Raw genomic sequence first — 25,721 nt, forward strand, 5'->3', positions numbered from 1 at the left:
AGCCAGGAACCGACTCGTGACCATGATCACTCCCGACCCCGGGAACCACGCCTCCGAGGCCCCCTCGCACAAACCCTCGCTTCGCTCCCGCGGGGGTGTGCCCGGTACGCTCACCGCCGTGCCACACGCTGATCAGTCCCAAACCACCCAGAAGGACGTTCCCGTGACATATCCGGGACCGCCCAGGCCGGCCCACGTCTCCGCCACACCCCTCGCGGAACTCGCCGGTCAGCTGGGTGCCGAGCAGCCGGCGAGCGCGGACACCACCCAGGTCACGGGCATCACCCACGACTCGCGCGCCGTCCGCCCCGGCGACCTGTACGCCGCCCTGCCCGGTGCCCGTCTGCACGGAGCCGACTTCGTGGACCAGGCGGTCGGCCTCGGTGCCGTCGCCGTCCTCACCGACCCCGGCGGCGCCGAGCGCGCCGCCGCGGCCGGGCTGCCCGCCCTCGTCGTCGACAACCCGCGCGCGCGGATGGGCGAGCTGGCGGCCACCATCTACGGCCGGCCGGGCGGCGACCTGCTGCAGATCGGCATCACCGGCACCTCGGGCAAGACCACCACCGCCTACCTCGTGGAGGGCGGCCTGCGGACCGTCCGCTCCACCGGACTCATCGGCACCGTCGAGATGCGCATCGGCGACGAGCGCATCAAGTCCGAGCGGACCACCCCCGAGGCCACCGACCTCCAGGCCCTGTTCGCCGTCATGCGCGAACGCGGTGTGGACTCGGTCGTCATGGAGGTCTCCAGCCACGCCCTGGTCCTCGGCCGGGTCGACGGCTGCGTCTTCGACGTCGCCGTCTTCAACAACCTCAGCCCGGAGCACATGGAGTTCCACTCCGGCATGGAGGACTACTTCCAGGCCAAGGCGCAGCTCTTCACCCCGGAGCGCAGCAGGCTCGGCGTCGTCAACCTCGACGACGAGTACGGCCGCCGGCTCGTCGACGAGGCCACCGTCCCGGTCGTCACCTTCTCCGCCGAGGGACACCCCGACGCCGACTGGCGCGCCGAGGACGTCCGGGTCGGCCCGCTGGACTCGACGTTCACCGCGGTCGGACCCAAGGGCGAGCGGATCGTCGCCAGGTCGCCGCTGCCGGGCGCCTTCAACGTCGCCAACACCCTGGCCGCCGTCGCCGCGCTGGCCGCCGCCGGGATCGACCCGCAGACCGCCGCCGACGGCATCGCGGCCGTACCGGGTGTGCCCGGTCGGCTGGAGCGGGTGGACGCCGGGCAGCCGTACCTCGCGGTCGTCGACTACGCCCACAAGACGGACGCCGTCGAGTCGGTCCTCAAGGCGCTGCGCAAGGTCACCGAGGGCAGGCTGCATGTCGTGCTCGGGTGCGGCGGCGACCGGGACACCACCAAGCGCGGACCGATGGGCGCCGCCATGGCCCGGCTCTCCGACACCGCCGTACTGACCTCCGACAACCCCCGCTCCGAGGACCCCCTCGCGATCCTCGCGACCATGCTCGAAGGCGCGGCGTCCGTGCCGGCCCACGAGCGGGGCGAGGTCCTCCTCTTCGAGGACCGGGCCGCCGCGATCGCCGCGGCCGTGGCCCGCGCGCGGCCGGGCGACACCGTGCTCGTCGCGGGCAAGGGCCATGAGCAGGGCCAGGACATCGCCGGCGTGGTCCGTCCCTTCGACGACCGCCAGGTGCTCCGCGAAGCTATCCAGCAGACCCAGGGATGAACTTGTGATCGCCCTCTCTCTCGCCGAGATCGCAGAAGTCGTCGGCGGGCAGACGCACGACATACCGGATCCGTCGACGCTGGTCACCGGACCGGTCGTCCGGGACTCCCGTGAAGTGGAACCCGGCAGCCTCTTCGTCGCCTTCGCAGGCGAGCGCGTGGACGGACACGACTTCGCGGCCGCGGTCGTCGAGGCGGGCGCGGCAGCGGTGCTGGCGTCCCGCCCCGTCGGCGTGCCCGCGATCGTGGTCCCCGATGTGCAGGCGGCGCTCGGCGCCCTCGCCCGGCACGTCGTGCGCAAGCTCGGCACGACCCTGGTGGCCCTCACCGGCTCCGCCGGCAAGACCAGTACCAAGGACCTGATCGCCCAGGTGCTCCGGCGCAAGGCGCCGACGGTGTTCACGCCCGGCTCCCTCAACAACGAGATCGGGTTGCCCCTCACCGCCCTCAGCACCACGGAGGAGACCCGTTTCCTCGTCCTGGAGATGGGCGCCCGCGGCATCGGCCACATCCGGTACCTCACCGAGCTGACACCGCCGAAGATCGGTCTCGTGCTCAACGTCGGCACCGCCCACATCGGCGAGTTCGGCGGCCGCGAACAGATCGCCCAGGCCAAGGGCGAGCTGGTGGAGGCCCTGCCCTCCGCCGAGGACGGCGGCGCCGCGATCCTCAACGCCGACGACCCCCTCGTGCGTGCCATGGCCTCCCGTACGAAGGCCCGGGTGATCCTCTTCGGAGAGTCCGGCGAAGCGGACGTACGCGCCGAGAACGTGACGCTCACCGAGGCCGGACAGCCTTCGTTCAGGCTTCACACACCCTCCGGTGCAAGCGATGTGACCATGCGCCTGTACGGTGAGCACCACGTGTCGAACGCGCTCGCCGCGGCCGCCGTCGCCCATGAGCTGGGCATGTCCGCAAGTGAGATCGCCACCGCGCTCTCCGAGGCGGGCTCCCTCTCCCGCTGGCGCATGGAGGTCACCGAGCGCCCGGACGGCGTGACGGTCGTCAACGACGCCTACAACGCGAACCCCGAGTCCATGCGGGCCGCTCTGCGCGCGCTCGCAGCCATGGGCAAGGGGCGGCGGACCTGGGCGGTGCTCGGCAAGATGGCCGAGCTCGGGGACGAATCGCTCGCCGAGCACGACGCGGTCGGACGGCTCGCCGTCCGGCTCAATGTCGGCAAGCTCGTCGCGGTCGGGGGCAGGGAAGCGTCCTGGCTGCAACTGGGCGCATACAACGAGGGTTCGTGGGGTGAGGAGTCGGTGCACGTGTCCGACGCACAGGCGGCGATCGACCTGTTGCGCAGTCAGTTGCGCCCGGGGGACGTCGTACTCGTGAAGGCGTCCCGGTCGGTCGGGCTCGAGAGCGTGGCGCAGGCGCTGCTGGACAGCGGCAACGAGGGTGAGGTTGCCGCGCGATGATGAATCAGATCCTGTTCGCAGGAGTCATCGGTCTCTTCCTGACCCTGGTCGGTACCCCGCTGCTGATCAAGCTGCTGGCCCGCAAGGGCTACGGCCAGTACATCCGGGACGACGGCCCGCGCGAGCACGCCAGCAAGCGCGGTACGCCGACCATGGGTGGTATCGCCTTCATCCTGGCGACGATCGTCGCGTACTTCCTGGCCAAGGTGATCTCGGGCCAGCCGCCGACCTTCTCCGGTCTGCTGGTGCTCGGCCTGATGGCGGGCATGGGCCTCGTCGGCTTCCTCGACGACTACATCAAGATCGTCAAGCGCCGTTCGCTCGGTCTGCGGGCCAAGGCGAAGATGGCCGGCCAGCTGATCGTCGGTATCGCCTTCGCGGTCCTCGCGCTGCAGTTCCCGGACGCCCGCGACCAGACGCCGGCCTCCACCAAGCTCTCGTTCGTGCAGGACTTCGGCTGGTCCATCGGCCCGGTGCTGTTCGTGATCTGGGCGCTGTTCATGATCCTCGCCATGTCGAACGGCGTGAACCTCACCGACGGTCTGGACGGCCTCGCCACCGGCGCCTCGGTGCTCGTCTTCGGCGCGTACACGTTCATCGGCGTCTGGCAGTTCCAGGAGTCCTGCGCCAACACGGAGACGCTGACCAACCCGACCGCCTGCTACGAGGTACGGGATCCACTCGACCTGGCGATCGTGGCCTCGGCGCTGATGGGCGCCTGCCTCGGCTTCCTGTGGTGGAACACCTCGCCGGCCAAGATCTTCATGGGCGACACGGGTTCGCTGGCCCTCGGCGGCGCGCTCGCCGGTCTCGCGATCTGCTCCCGCACCGAGCTGCTCCTCGCGCTCCTCGGCGGGCTGTTCGTCCTCATCACCATGTCGGTCGTCATCCAGGTCGGTTCGTTCAAGCTGACCGGCAAGCGGGTCTTCCGGATGGCCCCGCTCCAGCACCACTTCGAGCTCAAGGGCTGGTCCGAGGTCCTGGTCGTGGTCCGCTTCTGGATCATCCAGGGCATCTGTGTGATCGTCGGACTGGGCCTCTTCTACGCGGGATGGGCAGCGGACAAGTGACCGACTGGCAGGGCAAGCACGTCACCGTCGCCGGGCTGGGCGTCTCGGGCATCCCGGCGGCCAAGGTCCTGCACGGCCTCGGCGCGGCGGTCACGGTCGTCAACGACGGCGACGACGAACGTGCCCGCGCGCAGGCCGCCGAACTGGAGGCGCTCGGCATCAGCGTGCGCCTCGGCGACGGCGCGACCCTGCCGGAGGGCACCGAACTCGTCGTCACCGCCCCGGGCTGGAAGCCCGACAAGCCGCTCTTCACGGCCGCCCGCGCGGCCGGCCTGGAGATCTGGGGCGACGTCGAACTCGCCTGGCGGCTGCGGGGCCCCGACGCCGCCCCCTGGCTGGCCGTCACGGGCACCAACGGCAAGACCACGACCGTCCAGATGCTCGCCTCGATCCTGACGGCGGCGGGCCTGCGCACGGCCGCCGTCGGCAACATCGGGGTCTCGCTGCTGGACGCGGTCCTCGGCGACGCGGAGTACGACGTCCTGGCCGTCGAGCTCTCCAGCTACCAGCTGCACTGGGCGCCCTCGCTGCGCGCCCACTCCGCAGCCGTCCTCAACCTCGCCCCCGACCACCTCGACTGGCACGGCTCCATGGAGGCGTACGCCGCGGACAAGGGCCGCGTGTACGAGGGCAATCAGGTCGCCTGCGTCTACAACGCGGCCGACAAAGCCACCGAGGACCTGGTGCGCGAGGCCGACGTCGAGGAGGGCTGCCGGGCCATCGGATTCACGCTCGGCACGCCCGGCCCCTCCCAACTCGGTGTGGTGGACGGCATCCTGGTCGACCGCGCCTTCGTCGAGAACCGGCAGAAGAACGCCCAGGAACTCGCCGAGGTCTCGGACGTGAACCCGCCGGCCCCGCACAACATCGCCAACGCCCTCGCGGCCGCCGCCCTCGCCCGCGCCTACGGGGTGCCCGCCGCCGCCGTACGCGACGGTCTGCGGGCCTTCACCCCGGACGCCCACCGCATCGCGCACGTCGCCGACGTGGACGGCGTGGCCTACATCGACGACTCCAAGGCCACCAACACGCATGCGGCGGGAGCCTCGTTGGCGGCGTACGAGTCGATCGTGTGGATCGCCGGCGGACTCGCCAAGGGAGCCACCTTCGACGAACTCGTCGCCGGTGCCGCCGGGCGGCTGCGGGGCGTCGTGCTGATCGGCGCGGATCGCGCGCTGATCCGGGAAGCGCTCGCGCGACACGCGCCGGAAGTGCCGGTCGTCGACCTCGACCGGACCGACACTGGGGCGATGCTCGCCGCCGTCCGCGAGGCGCGGACGCTGGCACGGACGGGCGACACGGTGCTGCTGGCGCCGGCCTGTGCGTCGATGGACATGTTCGTCAACTACAACAGGCGTGGGGACGCGTTCGCGGAGGCTGTGCGCGAACTGGCCGCCACGGACGGCTGACCCGGCCCGGCTTCGCCTGGCGGCGCCGGGTGCGACTGGGAGGGACGCGTGACACGGAACTGGTCGGTCGGCGGCGAGGGCGCCCCCGATGCCGAGTAGCCGTACGAGCCGTGCGCCCCTCCAGCGCGTCACCCGGCGGCCCCCCGTCCCCCGGCCGCCGCGCGAGAACCCCCTGCGGCGGCTGCACACCCGGGCGCGCAAGGCCTGGGACCGGCCGCTGACCGCGTACTACCTGATCCTCGGCGGCAGTCTGCTGATCACCGTGCTGGGGCTGGTGATGGTCTACTCGGCCTCGCAGATCACCGCCCTGCAGAAGTCGCTGCCCGGGACCTTCTTCTTCCGCAAGCAGTTCCTCGCGGCCTCGATCGGCACCTTGCTGCTGCTCGTGGCCTCGCGGATGCCGGTCAAGCTGCACCGCGCGCTGGCGTATCCGATCCTGGCCGGCTGTGTGTTCCTGATGGCCCTGGTTCAAGTGCCCGGGATAGGGCAGTCGATCAACGGCAACCAGAACTGGATCGCCCTGGGCGGCTCCTTCCAGATCCAGCCCAGCGAGTTCGGCAAGCTGGCGCTCGTGCTGTGGGGCGCCGACCTGCTGGCCCGCAAGGAGGACAAGCGGCTGCTCACCCAGTGGAAGCACATGCTGGTGCCGCTCGTTCCGGTGGCGTTCCTGCTCCTCGGGCTGATCATGCTCGGGGGTGACATGGGCACCGCGATCATTCTCACGGCGATCCTGTTCGGCCTGCTGTGGCTCGCGGGCGCCCCGACACGGCTCTTCGCGGGCGTGCTGTCGGTCGCCGGTCTCCTCGGGTTCGTCCTGATCACCACCAGCGAGAACCGGATGGCCCGCCTGGCCTGCATCGGAGCCACCGAGCCCCGGACGGACGGCGCCGACTGCTGGCAGGCCGTGCACGGCATCTACGCCCTGGCCTCGGGCGGAATCTTCGGCTCCGGGCTCGGTGCCAGTGTGGAAAAATGGGGCCAACTCCCGGAAGCGCACACCGACTTCATCTTCGCCGTCACCGGTGAGGAACTGGGTCTCGCGGGGACGCTGTCGGTGCTCGCCCTCTTCGCGGCTCTAGGCTATGCGGGTATCCGCGTGGCCGGACGCACGGAGGACCCCTTCGTCAGGTATGCCGCGGGAGGCGTGACCACCTGGATCACCGCTCAGGCAGTGATCAACATCGGTGCGGTGCTCGGTCTGCTGCCGATCGCCGGAGTCCCGCTCCCGCTGTTCTCCTACGGGGGATCCGCCCTGCTGCCGACCATGTTCGCCATCGGGTTGCTGATCGCGTTCGCGCGCGACGAACCCGCTGCGCGGGCGGCGCTTGCGATGCGGCAACCTCGCTTTGGTAGAAAACGGGGCGGCGGTCCTTCGGGGCCCGGGAGATGGAACACGATGCGACGGCGTGTCTCGGCACGTTCGTCCGGAGAGCGGTGAATTTCGGTGCATGTCGTACTCGCCGGTGGCGGAACCGCCGGTCACATCGAGCCCGCGCTCGCCCTCGCGGACGCCCTGCGCAGGCAGGACCCGACCGTGGGCATCACGGCCCTGGGCACGGAGCGTGGCCTCGAGACACGCCTCGTCCCCGAGCGCGGCTACGAGCTCGCGCTGATCCCCGCCGTACCCCTGCCGCGCAAGCCCACCCCCGAGCTGATCACGGTGCCCGGCCGGCTGCGCGGCACGATCAAGGCGACCGAGCAGATCCTGGAGCGCACCAAGGCGGACGCGGTCGTCGGCTTCGGCGGCTACGTCGCCCTGCCCGGCTACCTGGCCGCCAAGCGGCTCGGCGTGCCGATCATCGTCCACGAGGCCAACGCCCGTCCCGGCCTCGCCAACAAGATCGGCTCCCGCTACGCCGCCCAGGTAGCCGTCTCCACCCCGGACAGCAAGCTCCGCGACGCCCGCTACATCGGCATCCCGCTGCGCCGCTCCATCGCCACCCTCGACCGGGCCGCAGTGCGCCCCGAGGCCCGCGCGCTGTTCGGCCTCGACCCCAACCTGCCGACCCTGCTGGTCTCCGGCGGCTCCCAGGGCGCGCGCCGGCTCAACGAGGTCGTCCAGCAGGTCGCGCCCTACCTCCAGCAGGCCGGGATCCAGATCCTGCACGCGGTCGGCCCGAAGAACGAACTGCCGCAGGTGCACCAGATGCCGGGTATGCCCCCTTACATCCCGGTACCGTACGTGGATCGGATGGACCTCGCGTACGCCGCGGCCGACATGATGCTCTGCCGCGCGGGCGCGATGACCGTCGCCGAACTCTCCGCCGTCGGGCTCCCGGCCGCCTACGTCCCGCTGCCCATCGGCAACGGCGAACAGCGGCTGAACGCCCAGCCGGTGGTCAAGGCCGGCGGCGGGCTGCTGGTCGACGACGCGGAACTGACGCCCCAGTGGGTGCAGCAGAACGTGCTGCCCGTCCTCGCCGACCCGCACCGGCTGTACGAGATGTCCCGCGCCGCCAGCGAGTTCGGCCGCCGGGACGCCGACGACCTGCTCGTCGGGATGGTGTACGAGGCGATCGCGTCGCGCCGCGGACACCACTAGCGAACGGATCGGCGAGTGAGCCGAAGGGGCGTGTCGGTGTCGAGCGGTCGAGCGCGTGGAGGTCCGAAGGGCTGAGCGCGGTCGGCCGCTCGACACCGACCGAGGCGCCCCGGAGGTGAACCGAGCCAGGAGAGGGAGTGCGCGTGGCCGGACCGACCAGCACCGTCGAGCGCGGCGCGGACGAGGATCTGGACTCCGGCCCGCCGCCCCGGCGGCGACTCCCCGGCCCCCGGGCGCTCATCGCCGCCGCGGTCGCCCTGGTCCTGATCGGAGGTGCCTCCGTCTGGACCCTGTACGGCTCCTCATGGCTGAGGGCAGAGCGGGTCTCCGTGTCGGGCACCCGGGTGCTGACGGAGACCCAGGTGCGCGAGGCGGCCGACGTGCCGCTCGGCGACCCGCTGATCTCCGTCGACCTCGACGCGATCGAGTCGCGACTGCTCGCGAAATTGCCCCGCATCGACTCGGTCGAGGTAACTCGTTCCTGGCCCCATGGAATCGGGCTGAAAGTGAGTGAACGTACTCCGGTTCTGATTGTCGAAGCGGCCGGAAATTCGGGCAACTACGTCGAAGTAGACGCGAAAGGTGTGCGTTTTGCCACGGTTTCACGCGCCCCGGAAGGCGTTCCTCTCCTGGAATTGACCGTCTCCAGGTCCGGTTCGTCCGCCGCCAGTCTGCGGCGGTTCGGCGAGGACCGGCTCGTACGGGAGGCCGTGCGGGTAGCCGACGCGATTCCGGCCGCCATCGCGCACCAGACCCTGGTCGTCAAGGTCCGCTCCTACGATGCCATCTCGCTGGAGCTGAGCGGGGACCGTACGGTCGCCTGGGGGAGTGCCGAGAGGGGGCGCGCGAAGGGCCGCGCGCTCACCGCCCTGATGAAAGCGGCGCCCGATGCGGGGCACTTCGACGTGAGTGTCCCCACCGCCCCCGCGTCATCAGGGAGTTGACGCGCATCCGTGCAGGCCAGCACCCTGGTTGGGCACCGCTACGGCTGATCACATAGGGTGAAAAGAAAAACGGGAGGTTCGGCGTGTTCGTTGAACGCGCGCCACTTGTCGACTTAGTGTCCTGTTCGGAAGAGTCCAAGGAACAGTCACACTGGTAACCCTAAACTTCAGCGTTAGGGTTCGGGTCGGCGTTCGGACCGTCCCACTTCGGCATCAGTCGTCGGCTCGCGGGTACCCCGCGAAGCGGCGACACGTAACTCGAGGCGAGAGGCCTTCGACGTGGCAGCACCGCAGAACTACCTCGCAGTCATCAAAGTCATCGGTGTCGGCGGCGGTGGTGTCAATGCCATCAACCGGATGATCGAGGTCGGTCTCAAGGGCGTCGAGTTCATCGCCATCAACACCGACGCGCAAGCTCTGTTGATGAGCGACGCCGACGTCAAGCTCGACGTCGGCCGGGAACTCACCCGCGGACTCGGCGCCGGCGCCAACCCGGCCGTCGGCCGGAAGGCCGCCGAGGACCACCGCGAGGAGATCGAGGAGGTCCTCAAGGGGGCCGACATGGTCTTCGTGACGGCCGGCGAGGGTGGCGGCACCGGCACCGGCGGCGCGCCCGTCGTGGCCAACATCGCCCGCTCCCTCGGCGCCCTCACCATCGGCGTGGTCACCCGCCCGTTCACCTTCGAGGGCCGCCGCCGCGCCAACCAGGCCGAGGACGGCATCGCCGAGCTGCGCGAAGAGGTCGACACCCTCATCGTCATCCCGAACGACCGGCTGCTGTCCATCTCGGACCGCCAGGTCTCCGTGCTGGACGCGTTCAAGTCGGCCGACCAGGTCCTGCTCTCCGGTGTCCAGGGCATCACCGACCTGATCACGACCCCCGGTCTGATCAACCTCGACTTCGCCGACGTCAAGTCCGTCATGTCCGAGGCCGGTTCGGCCCTCATGGGCATCGGCTCGGCCCGCGGCGACGACCGCGCGGTGGCCGCCGCCGAGATGGCGATCTCCTCGCCGCTGCTGGAGGCCTCCATCGACGGCGCCCGTGGCGTCCTGCTCTCCATCTCCGGCGGCTCGGACCTCGGTCTGTTCGAGATCAACGAGGCCGCCCAGCTGGTCAGCGAGGCCGCGCACCCCGAGGCCAACATCATCTTCGGTGCGGTCATCGACGACGCCCTCGGCGACGAGGTCCGGGTCACGGTCATCGCGGCCGGCTTCGACGGCGGCCAGCCCCCGGCCAAGCGGGACAACATCCTCGGCTCGGCCGCGGCCAAGCGCGAGGAGCCCGCTCCGGCGCGGCCCGCCGAGAACCGCCCGTCCTTCGGCTCCCTCGGCAGCGTCAAGCCGAAGGAGGAGCCGCCGGCGCCCGCCCCGGAACCGGTGAACGAGGTTCCGGTCGCCCCGCCGGTCCCGCCGTCCCGGTCCTACTCGGACAGCGCCGCGGAGGAGCTGGACGTGCCGGACTTCCTCAAGTGATAGGACGGCGCGAGAACGTGAGCGGCGCGCACTTCGCCTTCACCGACAGGTGGGGCGGGGTGAGCGCCGCTCCGTATGAGGAGCTCAATCTCGGGGGGGCGGTCGGGGACGACGCGTCCGCCGTGACGACCAACCGGGAGCTGGCGGCCAAGTCGCTGGGTCTGGAACCCGACCGGGTCGTCTGGATGAACCAGGTGCACGGCGCGGATGTCGCCGTGGTCGACGGACCGTGGGAGTCCGGTTCCGGTACTGCTTCCGGCACTGGTCCCGGCTCCGCCACCGGTGACATTCCGTCCGTCGACGCGATCGTCACCACCCGGCGCGGTCTCGCGCTCGCCGTCCTCACCGCCGACTGTGTGCCCGTACTGCTGGCCGACCCCGTCGCCGGGGTCGTCGCCGCCGCTCACGCGGGCCGGCCCGGCATGATCGCCGGGGTCGTCCCCGCGGCCGTACGGGCCATGACCGAACTCGGCGCCGACCCCGCCCGGATCGTCGCCCGCACCGGACCCGCCGTCTGCGGCCGGTGTTACGAAGTGCCCGAGGCGATGCGCGCCGAGGTGGCCTCCGTCGAGCCGGCGGCGTACGCCGAGACCAGTTGGGGCACGCCCTCCGTGGATGTGTGCGCCGGAGTGCACGCACAACTGGAGCGCCTCGGGGTGCACGACCGGGAGCAGTCGCCCGTGTGCACGCTGGAGTCGCGCGATCACTTCTCGTACCGTCGCGACCGCGCCACAGGGCGACTCGCGGGATATGTCTGGCTGGACTGAGGGGCATGACCGACCGTAAGGCTCAACTCGCCGGAAATCTGGCGAAGGTGGAGGAGCGCATCGCCGCGGCCTGCGTGGCCGCGGGCCGCAAGCGGGACGAGGTGACCCTGATCGTGGTCACCAAGACCTACCCGGCGAGCGATGTGCGGATCCTGTCGGAACTCGGTGTGCGCCACGTCGCCGAGAACAAGGACCAGGACGCGGCGCCCAAAGCGGCCGAATGCTCGGATCTGCCCCTTGTGTGGCACTTCGTGGGCCAGTTGCAGACCAACAAGGTCCGTTCTGTGGTGCGTTACGCGGATCTCGTGCAGTCCGTCGATCGTTCCAGGCTTGTCACGGCTCTGTCGAAAGAAGCCGTTCGGGTCGGACGTGAGGTGGGATGTCTCATCCAGGTCGCGCTCGACGCCGACGAGAGCGGCCGGGGAGAGCGGGGAGGTGTCGGCCCGGGCGGAATCGAAGAGCTGGCCGACCTCCTGGCCCGGTCGCCGGGGGTGCGGGTCGATGGTCTGATGACCGTCGCGCCGCTCACCGGGCAGTACGCCGGACGCCAACGGGCCGCGTTCGAGCGGTTGATGGATTTGTCGACCGACCTGCGCCGAGCCCATCCGGCTGCGAACATGGTCTCCGCAGGGATGAGTGCGGACCTCGAGGATGCCGTGGCGGCCGGAGCGACACATGTACGCGTCGGCACTGCGGTACTCGGAGTCCGTCCCGGGCTCGGGTAACGTCGCCAAGAAGTCGGACCACAGCAGAAAATATGGTCATTCCGTCGAGAGGCGGGCGCAACGACCTCGTGGATCGCGGGCACTTGGGAAGTCGTCAGTCGATCCACCACAGAGCGGAGGACTCAGAGCATGGCCGGCGCGATGCGCAAGATGGCGGTCTACCTCGGCCTCGTGGAGGACGATGGGTACGACGGCAGGGGATTCGACCCCGATGACGACTTCGAGCCCGAGCTCGATCCGGAGCCCGAGCGGGACCACCGCCGGCACGAGCCGGTGCACCAGTCGCACCAGTCACATCAGTCCCAAAGGGATGAATCGGTGCGAGTGGTGCAGCCCCCGGTGCAGCGCGAGCCGGTGTCGCACGCCACTTCGCTCCCCGCGGAATCGGTGCGACCCGCCCGGATCGCACCCGTGGCGTCCATCACACAAGAACGTTCGAGTCTGGAGAAGAACGCACCGGTGATCATGCCCAAGGTCGTGTCCGAACGAGAGCCTTACCGGATCACCACGTTGCACCCGCGGACCTACAACGAGGCCCGTACCATCGGGGAACACTTCCGTGAGGGCACCCCGGTGATCATGAATCTGACTGAGATGGACGACACAGATGCGAAGCGACTTGTCGACTTTGCGGCCGGTTTGGTGTTTGGTCTTCACGGCAGCATCGAGCGGGTGACGCAGAAGGTGTTCCTGTTGTCGCCTGCTAACGTCGATGTCACGGCGGAGGACAAGGCCCGCATCGCAGAGGGCGGGTTCTTCAACCAGAGCTGAGACGTACGACCGAAAACAGCGGTAGAGCAACACGGCATTGGGGAGAGGGAAACACCGGACATGAGCGTGGTCTTGACGATCCTCTACATCGCGCTGACGGTGTTCTTCATCGTGTTGATCTTCCGGTTGGTCATGGACTACGTCTTCCAGTTCGCCCGCTCATGGCAACCCGGCAAGGCGATGGTGGTCGTTCTGGAGGCCACATACACTGTCACCGATCCACCGCTCAAGCTTCTGCGGCGGTTCATTCCGCCGCTGCGTCTCGGGGGCGTGGCGCTCGACCTGTCCTTCTTCGTGCTGATGATCATCGTTTTCATCCTGCGTGCGGTGGTAGCCAGCGGGATGGGAGCGGTGTGAGAGATGCGGTCTTGCCGAATGCCGACGACTACGTTGAGGTGAAGAGATGCCGTTGACCCCCGAGGACGTGCGGAACAAGCAGTTCACGACCGTCCGCCTCCGAGAAGGCTATGACGAGGACGAGGTCGATGCCTTCCTCGATGAGGTCGAAGCCGAACTGACGCGCCTGCTCCGCGAGAACGAGGACCTGCGCGCCAAACTGGCCGCGGCCACGCGCGCCGCTGCCCAGAACCAGCAGAACATGCGCAAGCCGCCGGAGCCGCAGGACCAGCAGGGCGGCATGCAGCAGGGCGGTATGCAGCAACAGGGCGGTATGCAGCAACAGGGCGGTATGCAGCAACAGGGCGGTATGCAGCAGCAGGGTATGCGAGGTCCCGGTGGACCCGTACCCGCCGGCATATCGGGCCCGCCGCAGCAGATGGGGGGCCCCATGGGTGGCCCGCCCCAGCTGCCGAGCGGTGCTCCGCAGCTGCCCGCCGGCCCCGGTGGGCAGCAGGGTCCCGGCCCGATGGGTCAGGGGCCGATGGGCCAGGGCCCGATGGGTCAGGGCCAGATGCAGCCGCAGATGGGCCAGGGCCAGATGGGCCAGGGTCCCATGGGCGGCCAGCCTCCCATGCAGCAGATGGGTGGCCCGATGGGCGGGCCCATGGGTGGTCCGATGGGCGGCCCCGGGCAGGGCCCCGGCGGCGACAGTGCCGCCCGCGTGCTCTCGCTGGCCCAGCAGACCGCCGACCAGGCGATCGCCGAGGCCCGTTCCGAGGCCAACAAGATCGTCGGTGAGGCCCGTAGCCGCGCCGAGGGTCTGGAGCGGGACGCCCGCGCCAAGGCTGACGCGCTGGAGCGGGACGCGCAGGAGAAGCACCGTGTCGCGATGGGCTCCCTGGAGTCCGCCCGCGCCACGCTGGAGCGCAAGGTCGAGGATCTGCGTGGCTTCGAGCGCGAGTACCGTACGCGTCTGAAGTCCTACCTGGAGTCGCAGCTGCGTCAGCTGGAGACCCAGGCGGACGACTCGCTGGCCCCGCCGCGCACCCCGGCGACCGCGTCGCTGCCGCCGTCCCCGGCGCCCTCCATGGCTCCGGCCGGCGCGAGCGCCCCGTCGTACGGTGGCAACCCGGGCGGCATGGGTGGAGGCATGGGCGGTGCCCCGGCTCCGGCTGCGCCCTCCTACGGCAGTCAGCAGCAGATGTCTCCGGCCATGACCCAGCCGATGGCTCCGGTCCGGCCGCAGGGCCCCTCCCCGATGGGGCAGGCTCCCTCGCCGATGCGTGGGTTCCTCATCGACGAGGACGACAACTGACGATTACTGGTACGCCGTAGGCGTCGGCAGCGTTCAGGGCGGGGCCCCGGATTTTGATCCGGGGCCCCGCCCTTTTGCTGTGCGCGGCTGCCGTGTGCGGCCGGGGTGTGGTGGGTGTTTGTTCGGGGGGCGAGGGCGAGGGCGGGGGCGGGGCGTGGAGGGGGCAGATGTTCTGCGTACGCAACGCCGAAGGCCTGGGGCGCCGAGATTCTCGGGCTCCAGGCCTTCGGGGTGCCCGGTGGTTGGTGCTGGGCGGGTTGGGGTGCTTACCGGCGCTGACAGGGTGCCGCTGCGCCCACCCTCCCCCACTCTCGACTTCGCTCGAGCGGGAGGTACCCCCATCGCCCCAGCGGCACGACTGCCCGCAGCTGCCACAGCCACCCCAGCTGGGGCAGCTGCGGTGGCTGAGGCGGTTAGGGCGGCTGCGGCACGACTGCCCGCACCTAAGGGCGGCTGGGGCGGCGGCTGGGACGGCTCCTGCGGCACGGCTGCCCGCAGCTAGTGCAGCTAGTGCAGCTGGGGCGGCTGCGGTGGCTCAGTTGGGGTGGCTGCTGCGGGCGTGCGCCGGCCGGAAGGTTCGGGCGGCGCACGTCGGCAGGTGTCGGCGGTCAGACCTTGCGCAGGCTGAAGGTCAGCGTCAGTGCCTCGTCCGTGAAGGGCTTGCCGAACGTGTCGTCGGCCTCGCCGGAGGCGAAGTCCGTCGCGAGGACCTCGTCCGCGATCAGACCCGAGTGCTCGGTCAGCGCCGCGGACACCGCCGGGTCCGTCGCCGTCCAGCGGAGCGCGATCCGGTCGGCCACGTCGAGGCCGCTGTTCTTGCGGGCCTCCTGGATGAGCCGGATGGCGTCCCGGGCGAGGCCGGCCCGGCGGAGTTCCTCCGTGATCTCCAGGTCGAGGGCGACCGTCGCACCGGAGTCGGAGGCCACCGACCAGCCCTCGCGGGGGGTCTCCGTGATGATGACCTCGTCGGGGGCGAGGGTGACGGTCTCACCGTCGACCTCGACCGTCGCCGTGCCCTCGCGCAGGGCCAGGGACAGGGCGGCCGCGTCGGCGTTCGCCACGGCCTTGGCCACGTCCTGGACGCGCTTGCCGAAGCGCTTGCCCAGCGCGCGGAAGTTGGCCTTGGCGGTGGTGTCCACCAGCGAGCCGCCGACCTCGGAGAGGGAGGCCAGCGAGCTGACGTTCAGCTCTTCCGTGATCTGCGCGTGCAGCTCGGGGTCGAGCGCGTCGAAGCCCGTCGCGGCCACCAGGGCGCGGGACAGGGGCTGACGGGTCTTGACACCGGACTCCGCGCGCGTGGCCCGGCCCAGCTCCACCAGGCGGCGGACCAGGACCATCTGCTTCGACAACTCGGGGTCGATCGCGGAGAGGTCCGCCTCGGGCCAGGAGGCCAGGTGCACGGACTCGGGGGCGCCCGGGGAGACCGGGACGACCAGGTCCTGCCAGACCCGCTCGGTGATGAACGGGGTCAGCGGGGCCATCAGCTTGGTGACCGTCTCGACGACCTCGTGCAGGGTGCGCAGCGCGGCCTTGTCGCCCTGCCAGAAGCGGCGGCGCGACCGGCGCACGTACCAGTTGGACAGGTCGTCGACGAACGCCGAGAGGAGCTTTCCGGCGCGCTGGGTGTCGTACGCCTCCAGGGCCCCGGTCACCTGGTCGGTGAGGGCGTGGAGCTCCGAGAGCAGCCAGCGGTCCAGGACCGGGCGGTCGGCGGGGGCCGGGTCCGCCGCGCTGGGCGCCCAGTTCGACGTGCGGGCGTACAGGGCCTGGAAGGCGACCGTGTTCCAGTACGTGAGGAGCGTCTTGCGGACGACCTCCTGGATGGTGCCGTGGCCGACCCGGCGGGCCGCCCAGGGGGAGCCGCCGGCGGCCATGAACCAGCGGACGGCGTCGGCGCCGTGCTGGTCCATGAGCGGGATCGGCTGCAGGATGTTGCCCAGGTGCTTGGACATCTTGCGGCCGTCCTCGGCGAGGATGTGGCCGAGGCAGACGACGTTCTCGTAGGAGGACTTGTCGAAGACCAGGGTGCCGACGGCCATCAGCGTGTAGAACCAGCCGCGGGTCTGGTCGATGGCCTCGCTGATGAACTGGGCCGGGTAGCGGGACTCGAAGAGTTCCTTGTTCTTGTACGGGTAGCCCCACTGCGCGAACGGCATCGAGCCCGAGTCGTACCAGGCGTCGATGACCTCCGGGACGCGCGTGGCCGTGCCGCCGCAGCCGTCCTGGGGGCAGGGGAAGGTGACCGCGTCGATGAACGGGCGGTGCGGGTCCAGCTCCGACTGGTCGGTGCCGGAGAGCCGGCTCAGCTCCTCACGGGAGCCGACGCAGGTCAGGTGGTTCTCCTCGCAGCGCCAGATCGGCAGCGGGGTGCCCCAGTAGCGGCTGCGGGAGAGCGCCCAGTCGATGTTGTTGTTCAGCCAGTCGCCGAAGCGGCCGTGCTTGACCGAGTCCGGGAACCAGTTGGTCTTCTCGTTCTCCTGGAGGAGGCGGTCCTTGACGGCGGTGGTGCGGATGTACCAGGACGGCTGCGCGTAGTAGAGGAGCGCGGTGTGGCAGCGCCAGCAGTGCGGGTAGCTGTGCTCGTACGGGATGTGCCTGAAGAGCAGGCCACGCTGCTGGAGGTCCTCGGTGAGCTTTTCGTCCGCCTTCTTGAAGAAGACGCCGCCGACGAGGGGGACGTCCTCCTCGAAGGTGCCGTCGGGGCGGACCGGGTTCACCACGGGCAGGCCGTACGAGCGGCAGACCTTGAGGTCGTCCTCACCGAAGGCGGGGGACTGGTGGACCAGACCCGTACCGTCCTCGGTCGTCACGTACTCGGCGTTGACGACGTAGTGCGCCTCGGCCGGGAACTCCACGAGCTCGAACGGACGTTGATAGGTCCAGCGCTCCATCTCGGCGCCGGTGAAGGTCTGGCCGGTGGTCTCCCAGCCCTCGCCGAGCGCCTTGGCGACGAGCGGCTCGGCGACGACGAGCTTCTCGCTGCCGTCCGTGGCGACCACGTAGGTGACCTCGGGGTGGGCGGCGACCGCGGTGTTGGACACCAGCGTCCACGGCGTGGTCGTCCACACCAGGAGCGCTGCCTCACCGGCGAGCGGACCGGAGGTGAGCGGGAAACGGACGTACACCGAGGGGTCGACGACCGTCTCGTAGCCCTGCGCCAGCTCATGGTCCGACAGGCCGGTGCCGCAGCGGGGGCACCAGGGGGCGACGCGGTGGTCCTGGACCAGCAGGCCCTTGTTGAAGATCTCCTTGAGCGACCACCAGACGGACTCGACGTACTCGGGGTCCATGGTCCGGTAGGCGTCGTCGAGGTCGACCCAGTAGCCCATGCGGGTCGTGAGCTCGGTGAAGGCGTCGGTGTGCCGGGTCACCGAGTCACGGCACTTGGCGTTGAACTCGGCGATGCCGTACGCCTCGATGTCCTTCTTGCCGTTGAAGCCGAGTTCCTTCTCGACCGCCAGCTCCACGGGGAGGCCGTGGCAGTCCCAGCCGGCCTTGCGGGCCACGTGGTAGCCGCGCATCGTGCGGAAGCGGGGGAAGACGTCCTTGAAAACGCGCGCCTCGATGTGGTGGGCGCCCGGCATGCCGTTGGCGGTGGGCGGACCCTCGTAGAACACCCACTCGGGGCGGCCCTCGGACTGCTCCAGGCTCTTGGCGAAGATCTTCTGCTCGCGCCAGAAGTCGAGCACAGCGTGCTCGAGCGCGGGCAGATCGACCTGGGCGGGCACCTGGCGGTACGTCGGCTCTGTCATGAGCGGGCTTCCTCCAACGGACTTGCTGCCTTCCGTCGGAGGGACGAGAGCTTCGATCCTTTGTACGCCGTGTGCGGCGCGCTCCCGCGGTACCACCCTCCTTGGCCCGCCTGTGCGCCGTGTGCGCCGGTGAGCCCCCTCATTGAGGTCGCGATGCCGGGTCTACTCGCCACGTCCCACGGACTGCGCCATGCGGTGCGGCTTTCTTCCGGCGGCTCCGGGGTGATCTTCACATCGCGCTCGCCCCCGGGCTTCCACCGTCCCCGGGTCGCTCTGGGCTGCGTACGACGCTACTCGTCCCCATCCACGCTTCTCGCTCCGCCCAGTGTACGGCGCCGTACGGACAGCGGCCGACCGGATTTCCGGCGGCGGTGGGAGGGGCTCGGCGGAACCTCGGCCGGGGTTGTCGGGCGGGAGCGGGGTGACCTGCGCGATGACCCGAATGGAGCGGGTGGGGCGTCCGGATCCTGGGACGTGCGGCGCGGCGGAATACCCGGCGGGGAGCTGGGCACAACGCTTGCAGGCTCGTCGCGCGACGGTGGTGGGGCGGGCGGAATGGGTGGTCTGCCCCGTTGCCGCGGGACTCGGGTCGATTTATCGTCCCAGCACGATACGCGTGCAAGATCACAATATGTGAAGGGGCGCGGCCATGGTGGCGAAGAAGACCGCCGTACAGCAGTCGGCGTCCGGCAGATCCACGGTGGCCTCCGGCGGCGGGGACGAGGGGCAGAAGGCCGCGGCGGTGAAGGCGGCCGGCAAGAAGAGGGTGGCGAAGAAGGCGGTGGCCACGAAGGCGGTGGCGAAGAAGGCGGGGGCGAAGAGCGCGGTGAGCAGGAAGACCGCCGTGACCAGGAAGACCGCGGCCGAGAAGTCGGGCGCGAGCGAAGCGGCCGCCGAGAAATCGGCCGCCGGTAAATCGGTAGCCGAGAAGTCGGGCGTCGGGAAGTCGGGCGTCGGCAAGTCGGCGGGCAGGAAGTCGGTCGGTGGTGAGTCGGCCGTCGGGAAGACCGCGGCCAAGAAGACGACGGCCAAGAAGAGCACCTCTGCGACGAAGAGCACGGTCAAGAAGGCGGGCGCGGCCGAGGCCGCCGAGACGACGGGAGCCACGACGGTGGTTGCGAAGAACACTCCTGGTACGGCTACGGCGGCGAAGAAGAAGCCCACCGCCGTCCCCAAGGCACGGCCCGCCGCGGTGGAGCCCGGCGAGCTCGCGGTACGCCCCGGCGAGGACCCCTGGAGCCCCGACGAGGTGGCCGAGGCCAGGACGGAGCTGCAGTCCGAGGCGATGCGGCTGAGGACCGAGCTGGAGGCCTCCGAGCGGGCTCTGACGGGCCTGATGCGGGACTCCGGGGACGGTGCGGGCGACGACCAGGCCGACACCGGGGCGAAGAACATCACGCGCGAGCACGAGCTGTCCCTCGCCCACAACGCGCGCGAGATGCTCGACCAGACCGAGCGTGCCCTCGACCGGCTCGCCTCGGGCACCTACGGGCTCTGCGAGAACTGCGGCAATCCGATCGGAAAGGCGCGAATGCAGGCGTTCCCCCGGGCCACACTGTGCGTCGAGTGCAAGCAGAAGCAGGAACGCCGCTAGTGATCGCCGACTGAGCCGCTGGTCCGCGGCGGGCGTGTCGTACCTTTGTCCTCAGTCAGGAACCTAGGTTGAGGGACTCACGTGGCAGAGGCGGAGCGCATCATCGGTACGCCGGACATTCCAGACGCGGCGGGGGCCGACCCGGAGCAGTCCGACGGCGGCGACGCCGCGGCGCAGCGGACCGAGACGGTGGCCGAGCCGCGCGGGCGGCGCCGGATCGCCGTGCTGTTCGGGGTCGCCGCGCTGGCGTACGCGCTCGACCTGGTCAGCAAGATGATCGTGGTCGCGAAGCTGGAGCACCACGAGCCGATCGAGATCATCGGTGACTGGCTGAAGTTCGAGGCGATCCGCAACGCGGGCGCGGCCTTCGGCTTCGGCGAGGCCTTCACGATCATCTTCACGGTGATCGCGGCGATCGTGATCGTGGTGATCGCCCGGCTCGCCCGCAAGCTCTACAGCCTGCCCTGGGCGATCGCGCTCGGTCTGCTGCTCGGCGGCGCGCTGGGCAACCTCACCGACCGGATCTTCCGGTCGCCGGGCGTCTTCGAGGGCGCGGTCGTCGACTTCATCGCGCCGAAGGGCTTCGCGGTCTTCAACCTCGCGGATTCGGCCATCGTGTGCGGCGGCATCCTGATCGTGCTGCTGTCGTTCCGGGGGCTCGACCCGGACGGGACCGTCCACAAGGACTGACCCCACCGGGGACGAGGGGCCCAGGCGGGACGGAAGCGGGACCAGGCGGGGGCCGACCGGGTTTTCCACAGGCGCGGTCGGGCGTGTCGTGACGGTCCGGCATACTCGTCGGGTGAGCACGATTCCCGAGATCCGTACCCTGCCCGTGCCCGACGGCCTGGAGGGCGAGCGTGTCGACGCCGCCATCTCCCGCATGTTCGGCTTCTCCCGTACCAAGGCGGCCGAGCTCGCCGCCGCGGGGAAGGTCACGGTCGACGGGTCGGTGGTCGGCAAGTCGGAGCGGGTGCACGGCGGGGCCTGGCTGGAGGTCGAGATGCCGCAGGCGCCCGCGCCGGTGCAGGTCGTCGCCGAGCCGGTCGAGGGCATGGAGATCGTGCACGACGACGACGACGTGGTCGTGATCGTCAAGCCGGTCGGTGTGGCCGCGCACCCCAGCCCGGGCTGGTCCGGGCCCACCGTGATCGGCGGTCTCGCCGCCGCCGGGTACCGGATCTCGACGTCCGGGGCCGCCGAGCGCCAGGGCATCGTGCACCGGCTCGACGTGGGCACCTCGGGCCTCATGGTGGTCGCCAAGTCGGAGTACGCGTACACCTCCCTGAAGCGCCAGTTCAAGGAGCGTACGGTCGACAAGCGGTACCACGCGCTGGTCCAGGGCCACCCCGATCCCACGAGCGGCACCATCGACGCGCCCATCGGACGGCACCCCAACCACGACTACAAGTGGGCTGTCATCGCCGAGGGCAAGCCGTCGGTCACGCACTACGACATGGTCGAGGCGTTCCGGGCCGCGTCCCTGCTCGACATCAAGCTGGAGACCGGGCGCACCCACCAGATCCGCGTCCACATGTCCGCCCACCGGCACCCCTGCGTCGGCGACCTCACGTACGGTGCCGACCCGACGCTCGCCAAGCGGCTCGGCATCACCCGGCAGTGGCTGCACGCCGTGCGGCTCGGCTTCGAGCACCCCGGGGACGGGAGCTGGGTCGAGTTCGAGTGCGACTACCCGGCGGATCTGCAGAAGGCCCTGGACAAGGTGCGCGAGGAGACGTACGCGTGAGTCCGCTCCCGGTGTCCTATGCGGTGCGCGTCGCCGACGATCCCGGCGACCGCGAGGCGTGCTTCGCGGTGCGCAAGGAGGTCTTCGTCGTCGAGCAGGGGGTGCCGGAGGACCTGGAGTACGACGCGTACGACGCCGGGGCCGTGCACGTCCTCGCCGTACGGGACGACGGGGTGCCCCTCGGGGCGGGGCGGCTGCTGTACGGGGAGGCCGCCGCCGGTAAGACCGGTGGGGCGCCCGGGGTCGGGTCCCTGGGGCGGCTCGCGGTCGTGGCGGGGGCCCGGGGGCTGGGCGTCGGGGTCGCGCTGGTGCGGGCCGTCGAGGAGGCGGCCCGGGAGCGCGGGCTGACCGCGGTGGACCTGGGGGCGCAGACACACGCGCTGGGTTTCTACGAGCGGCTGGGGTATGCGGCGTACGGGCCGGAGTTCCTGGACGCGGGCATACCTCATCGTGCGATGCGGCGCAGTCTTTGATGTGGCGCAGGCTTTGACGAGGCGCCGGCTTTAGCGTTCCGCGGTGCGGGTGGGGCACCCTGGGCATCCGGCCGGTCGTGATCGTCCAGCACCATCGGAGCGCCCCATGGATCAGTTGGCCCTGTTCTTCGTCCTGCTGGTGGGGGCCGTGGTCAGTGTGCCGGTGGGGGAGCGGCTGAAGCTGCCGGCGCCGGTGCTGATGACCTTGCTCGGTATCGCGCTGGCCATCCCCGGGTTCGTGCCCAACGTGGAGATCCCGCCGGACCTCATCCTGCCGCTGCTGTTGCCGCCGCTGCTGTACGCGGCGGTCCGGCGGACCTCCTGGCGGCAGTTCACGGCGAACCTGCGGCCGATCCTCCTGCTGGCCGTGGCGCTGGTGTTCGTGACCACCGCAGCGGTGGCCGCCATGGCGCACGCGATCGTGCCCGGACTGCCCATCGCGGCGGCCGTGGCGCTCGGCGCCCTCGTCGCGCCGCCCGACCCGGTGGCGGCGACCGCCGTGGCCGGGCAACTCGGGCTGCCGCGCCGCCTGGTGTCGATACTGGAGGGCGAGGGCCTCTTCAACGACGTCACGGCCATCGTGCTCTACCACGTGGCCATCGCCGCCGTCGTCAGCGGATCGTTCTCCTGGCCCAGCGCCGCGCTCCAGCTCGTGCTGTCCGCCGTCGTCGCCCTCGCCGTGGGCATCGGGCTCGGCTGGGCGGCCAACAAGCTGATGGACTTCCTGGAGGACGCGACGCTGCAGATCGGGCTGACCCTGCTCGTGCCGTACGCGTCGTACGTGATGGCCGAGGAGCTCCACGGGTCCGGGGTGCTCGCGGTGCTCACGACCGCGCTGTTCCTCGCGGAGTACGCGCTCGGCGCGGACGACGTCCTGACGCGGCTCGCTGGGCACACGGTCTGGGACGTCGTGGACACGCTGGTCACCGGTGTCGCCTTCGGGCTGATCGGGCTGGAGCTGCACAACGCGATCCGTACGGCGTCGGGGCGGTGGGGCGAGATGCTCGGCTGGGCGGCGGCCGTCGTGGCCGTCGTCGTGCTCGTACGGCTGCTGTGGTTGCTGCCGGCGACGTGGCTGGCGCGGCGGTTGCACGCGAAGCGGGACTACGACGAGGAGATCCCGATGTCGTGGCGCGAGACCGTGGTGATGTGGTGGTCGGGGATGCGGGGGGTGGCGTCCGTGGCGCTGGCGCTGGCCATTCCGTTGGAGACGGACAGTGGGGCGCCGTTCCCGGACCGGGACGAGATCGTGTTCATCGCGTTCGGGGTGATCATGGCGACGCTGGTGCTGCAGGGGCTGACTCTGCCGTGGCTGGTGCGGCGGTTGGGGGTGCGGGCGGACGAAGGGGCCGGGAAGGAGTTCGAGAAGGCGTTGGCCGTGCGGGCGGCGAAGGCGGCGAAGCGGCGGCTGAAGGAGATCGAGGAGACGGAGGAGCTGCCGGAGGAGATGTCCGAGCGGCTGCTGCGGCGGGCCTTCGAGATCGGGGTGCGGATCAGTCCGGAGGTGGGGGAGGAGGAGCGCCGCGAGGGGCACGAGCAGCGGGTGCGGCGGCTTCGCCGGATGCGGCGGATCCAGGGGGAGATGCTGAGCGCGGCTCGGCATGAGGTGCTGGCCGCGCGGAGTGAGGTGGGGGCGGATCCTGAGGTGGTGGACCGGGTGTTGCGGCACTTGGATGTACGGAGCCTGCGGTGAGCTGGGCGGCCCCCTCTGCCCACCCGCGCCCGCCTGTGGCTCCGTGGTGGTGAGGTGCGGGCTCTTTGGGCGGGCGGGTCACCGTCGGCGGCTGTGGGTTCGTTGTGGGGACGTGGGTGTGGGGCGGCTCCGGGGTCGGGGCCGCCCCACTGGTGGGTCGGTGTGAGGAGTGTTCAGCCTCGGCCGGGGGCCCGCGGGGGCTCGTGGACGCGGGCTCGGTTGGGGCGGGGGACCGTGCCGTCGCCGTTGTGGGAGTGGGGGTGGGTCGGGGGGAGGACCGCGTCGGCGGTGTTGACGCGGGGGAGGGCGTAGGGGTGGGTCTCGGTGAGCCAGTGGATGAGCTGCTCGCGGACGGAGACGCGGACGGTCCACAGGTCGTCCGGGTCCTTGGCGGTGACGAGGGCGCGGACCTCCATGGTGGAGGGGGTCGAATCGGTGACCGTCAGGTCGTAGTGGCGGCCGTCCCAGGCGGGGCAGGAACGCAGGATGTCGCGCAGCCGCTCGCGCATCGCGGCCAGCGGCGCGGCGTGGTCGACGTGCAGGAAGACCGTGCCGGTCATCTGCGCGCCGCCCCGGGACCAGTTCTCGAACGGCTTCGAGGTGAAGTACGACACCGGCATCGTGATCCGGCGCTCGTCCCAGGTGCGGACCGTCAGGAACGTGAGGGTGATCTCGTCGACCGTGCCCCACTCGCCCTCCACCACGACCACGTCACCGAGGCGGACCATGTCGCCGAAGGCGATCTGCAGCCCGGCGAAGAGGTTGCTCAGCGTGGACTGCGCGGCGATACCGGCGACGATGCCCAGGAGTCCGGCCGAGGCCAGCAGTGAGGCGCCGGCCGCGCGCATCGCCGGGAACGTCAGCAGCATCGCGGCCACGGCCACCACACCGACGATCGCCGAGACGACCCGCATGATGAGCGTCACCTGGGTCCGCACCCGGCGCACCCGGGCCGGATCGCGGTGGGCGCGTGCGTAACGGCTGTACGTCGTCTCCACTATCGCGGCCGCGATGCGGATCACCAGCCAGGCCGTGGCGCCGATCAGCACCAGCGTCAGGGTGCGCCCGATGGCGGTGCGGTGCTGCTCCAGCAGTTGCGCCTCGTCGTACGACGCTCTGAGGAAGGCCGCGCACAGGACCAGCTGGTAGGGGATGCGACCGCGGCGCAGCAGGCCCCACAAGGGAGTTTCGTGGTGCCGCTGGTCCGCCTTGCGCAGCAGCAGGTCGGTCGTCCAGCCGATGAGCAGCGTGAGGACGACCGAGCCACCGATGACGATCAATGGGCGGAGTAGGTTCTCCATGCCTTCGAACGTAACCGGCCGCGCGGGGTCATGAACATGTGACTTCGGCCGCGCTTTGGGTACGGGCGCCGGGGCCGGGCGGCGGACCCGTTGTCGGACCCGGCTGGCACCATGGCCCCATGAACATCATGCTCTTCCACTCGACCTACGGTCTGCGTGACGCCGTACGGCGGGCCGCAGACCGGCTGCGTGACGCCGGTCACGAGGTGTGGACCCCCGACCTCTTCGACGGCCGGACGTTCGACACGGTCGAGGAGGGCAGGGCCCTCAACCAGGAGCTGGGCCGGGAAGAACTCCTCAAGCGGGCGGTCCTGGCCGCCGCGCCCTACTCGGAGCGAGGGCTTGTCTACGCCGGCTTCTCGCTCGGTGCCGCCGTCGCGCAGACCCTCGCCCTGGGCGACAAGAACGCGCGCGGACTGCTGCTCCTGCACGGCACGTCGGACATCGCCGCCAACGCGTCCGTGGACGAGCTGCCCGTTCAACTGCACGTCGCCGAGCCCGACCCCTTCGAGCCCGACGACTGGCTGAGCGCCTGGTACCTGCAGATGCGCAAGGCCGGTGCCGACGTCGAGGTCTACCGCTACGCCGGCGCGGGCCACCTCTACACCGACCCCGACCTCCCCGACTACGACGAGGAGGCCGCCGAGGCCACCTGGCACGTGGCTCTCGGCTTCCTCGAAACCCTCTGAGGCCCGG

Annotated in this window: 21 protein-coding genes; 19 read left to right on the forward strand and 2 right to left on the reverse strand. The window is 70.5% G+C overall.

Annotated features, from left to right (window positions below):
* Positions 1 to 16: 16 nt before the first annotated feature.
* From ACZ9QC_RS31305 to ACZ9QC_RS31365, 13 genes are all read left to right on the forward strand, one after another.
* Positions 17 to 1,690: a UDP-N-acetylmuramoyl-L-alanyl-D-glutamate--2,6-diaminopimelate ligase gene (locus ACZ9QC_RS31305; RefSeq protein ID WP_472916169.1), complete on the forward strand. Its 1,674-nt coding sequence runs from the start codon at positions 17 to 19 to the stop codon at positions 1,688 to 1,690.
* 4 nt (positions 1,691 to 1,694) lie between these two features.
* The gene (locus tag ACZ9QC_RS31310) at positions 1,695 to 3,110 is read left to right on the forward strand and encodes a UDP-N-acetylmuramoyl-tripeptide--D-alanyl-D-alanine ligase (protein WP_472916170.1); all 1,416 of its coding nucleotides are present in this window, start codon (positions 1,695 to 1,697) and stop codon (positions 3,108 to 3,110) included.
* A complete protein-coding gene (gene mraY, locus ACZ9QC_RS31315; protein ID WP_230212254.1) occupies positions 3,107 to 4,180 on the forward strand; it encodes a phospho-N-acetylmuramoyl-pentapeptide-transferase in 1,074 nt (357 codons plus the stop codon). The genes ACZ9QC_RS31310 and mraY overlap by 4 nt, the downstream gene beginning before the upstream one ends.
* Positions 4,162 to 5,589: a UDP-N-acetylmuramoyl-L-alanine--D-glutamate ligase gene (murD, locus tag ACZ9QC_RS31320; RefSeq protein WP_472916171.1), complete on the forward strand. Its 1,428-nt coding sequence runs from the start codon at positions 4,162 to 4,164 to the stop codon at positions 5,587 to 5,589. The genes mraY and murD overlap by 19 nt, the downstream gene beginning before the upstream one ends.
* A gap of 88 nt (positions 5,590 to 5,677) precedes the next feature.
* Positions 5,678 to 7,027 carry a putative lipid II flippase FtsW gene (gene ftsW, locus ACZ9QC_RS31325; RefSeq protein WP_472916172.1) on the forward strand — a complete coding sequence of 450 codons (1,350 nt, stop codon included), beginning with the start codon at positions 5,678 to 5,680 and terminating at the stop codon, positions 7,025 to 7,027.
* 6 nt (positions 7,028 to 7,033) lie between these two features.
* On the forward strand, positions 7,034 to 8,131 hold the full coding sequence (gene murG / locus ACZ9QC_RS31330; protein WP_467293395.1) for an undecaprenyldiphospho-muramoylpentapeptide beta-N-acetylglucosaminyltransferase: 1,098 nt from the start codon (positions 7,034 to 7,036) through the stop codon (positions 8,129 to 8,131).
* A gap of 143 nt (positions 8,132 to 8,274) precedes the next feature.
* Complete coding sequence (locus ACZ9QC_RS31335; RefSeq protein WP_472916173.1) at positions 8,275 to 9,075, forward strand: cell division protein FtsQ/DivIB; 801 nt, start codon at positions 8,275 to 8,277, stop codon at positions 9,073 to 9,075.
* Positions 9,076 to 9,354: 279 nt separating this feature from the next.
* The gene (gene ftsZ / locus ACZ9QC_RS31340; protein WP_184895212.1) at positions 9,355 to 10,548 is read left to right on the forward strand and encodes a cell division protein FtsZ; all 1,194 of its coding nucleotides are present in this window, start codon (positions 9,355 to 9,357) and stop codon (positions 10,546 to 10,548) included.
* Positions 10,545 to 11,315 (forward strand): peptidoglycan editing factor PgeF, encoded by a 771-nt coding sequence (gene pgeF, locus ACZ9QC_RS31345; RefSeq protein WP_472916174.1) that lies wholly within the window; start codon positions 10,545 to 10,547, stop codon positions 11,313 to 11,315. The genes ftsZ and pgeF overlap by 4 nt, the downstream gene beginning before the upstream one ends.
* 5 nt (positions 11,316 to 11,320) lie before the next feature.
* Entirely contained in the window at positions 11,321 to 12,040 is a 720-nt protein-coding gene (locus tag ACZ9QC_RS31350; protein ID WP_472916175.1) for a YggS family pyridoxal phosphate-dependent enzyme, read from the forward strand.
* A gap of 129 nt (positions 12,041 to 12,169) precedes the next feature.
* Positions 12,170 to 12,811, forward strand: a complete 642-nt coding sequence (locus ACZ9QC_RS31355; protein WP_086757875.1) for a cell division protein SepF — start codon at positions 12,170 to 12,172, stop codon at positions 12,809 to 12,811.
* A gap of 60 nt (positions 12,812 to 12,871) precedes the next feature.
* Positions 12,872 to 13,168, forward strand: a complete 297-nt coding sequence (locus ACZ9QC_RS31360) for a YggT family protein (protein WP_033528111.1) — start codon at positions 12,872 to 12,874, stop codon at positions 13,166 to 13,168.
* Between the two features lie 46 nt (positions 13,169 to 13,214).
* On the forward strand, positions 13,215 to 14,465 hold the full coding sequence (locus tag ACZ9QC_RS31365) for a DivIVA domain-containing protein (RefSeq protein ID WP_472916176.1): 1,251 nt from the start codon (positions 13,215 to 13,217) through the stop codon (positions 14,463 to 14,465).
* 608 nt (positions 14,466 to 15,073) lie between these two features.
* On the opposite strand, the gene ileS is transcribed toward ACZ9QC_RS31365, so the two are convergent.
* Positions 15,074 to 18,217, reverse strand: a complete 3,144-nt coding sequence (gene ileS / locus ACZ9QC_RS31370; protein ID WP_472916177.1) for an isoleucine--tRNA ligase — start codon at positions 18,215 to 18,217, stop codon at positions 15,074 to 15,076.
* 649 nt (positions 18,218 to 18,866) lie between these two features.
* On the opposite strand from ileS, the gene ACZ9QC_RS31375 reads away from it, so the two are divergent.
* From ACZ9QC_RS31375 to ACZ9QC_RS31395, 5 genes are all read left to right on the forward strand, one after another.
* On the forward strand, positions 18,867 to 19,811 hold the full coding sequence (locus ACZ9QC_RS31375) for a TraR/DksA family transcriptional regulator (RefSeq protein WP_472916178.1): 945 nt from the start codon (positions 18,867 to 18,869) through the stop codon (positions 19,809 to 19,811).
* Between the two features lie 81 nt (positions 19,812 to 19,892).
* Entirely contained in the window at positions 19,893 to 20,501 is a 609-nt protein-coding gene (gene lspA, locus ACZ9QC_RS31380; protein WP_472916179.1) for a signal peptidase II, read from the forward strand.
* A 112-nt stretch (positions 20,502 to 20,613) separates the two neighbouring features.
* Entirely contained in the window at positions 20,614 to 21,558 is a 945-nt protein-coding gene (locus tag ACZ9QC_RS31385; protein ID WP_472916180.1) for an RluA family pseudouridine synthase, read from the forward strand.
* The gene (locus ACZ9QC_RS31390; RefSeq protein ID WP_472916181.1) at positions 21,555 to 22,031 is read left to right on the forward strand and encodes a GNAT family N-acetyltransferase; all 477 of its coding nucleotides are present in this window, start codon (positions 21,555 to 21,557) and stop codon (positions 22,029 to 22,031) included. The genes ACZ9QC_RS31385 and ACZ9QC_RS31390 overlap by 4 nt, the downstream gene beginning before the upstream one ends.
* Positions 22,032 to 22,137: 106 nt before the next feature.
* Positions 22,138 to 23,724 carry a Na+/H+ antiporter gene (locus ACZ9QC_RS31395; protein ID WP_472916182.1) on the forward strand — a complete coding sequence of 529 codons (1,587 nt, stop codon included), beginning with the start codon at positions 22,138 to 22,140 and terminating at the stop codon, positions 23,722 to 23,724.
* A gap of 173 nt (positions 23,725 to 23,897) precedes the next feature.
* Here the strand turns inward: ACZ9QC_RS31395 and ACZ9QC_RS31400 are convergent, their stop codons facing one another.
* Positions 23,898 to 25,025 carry a mechanosensitive ion channel family protein gene (locus ACZ9QC_RS31400; protein WP_472916183.1) on the reverse strand — a complete coding sequence of 376 codons (1,128 nt, stop codon included), beginning with the start codon at positions 25,023 to 25,025 and terminating at the stop codon, positions 23,898 to 23,900.
* A gap of 119 nt (positions 25,026 to 25,144) precedes the next feature.
* Here ACZ9QC_RS31400 and ACZ9QC_RS31405 point away from each other — a divergent pair, with 119 nt between their 5' ends.
* Entirely contained in the window at positions 25,145 to 25,714 is a 570-nt protein-coding gene (locus ACZ9QC_RS31405) for a dienelactone hydrolase family protein (protein WP_472916184.1), read from the forward strand.
* Positions 25,715 to 25,721: the final 7 nt, after the last annotated feature.

This window comes from Streptomyces sp. HUAS MS02, assembly GCF_055702265.1.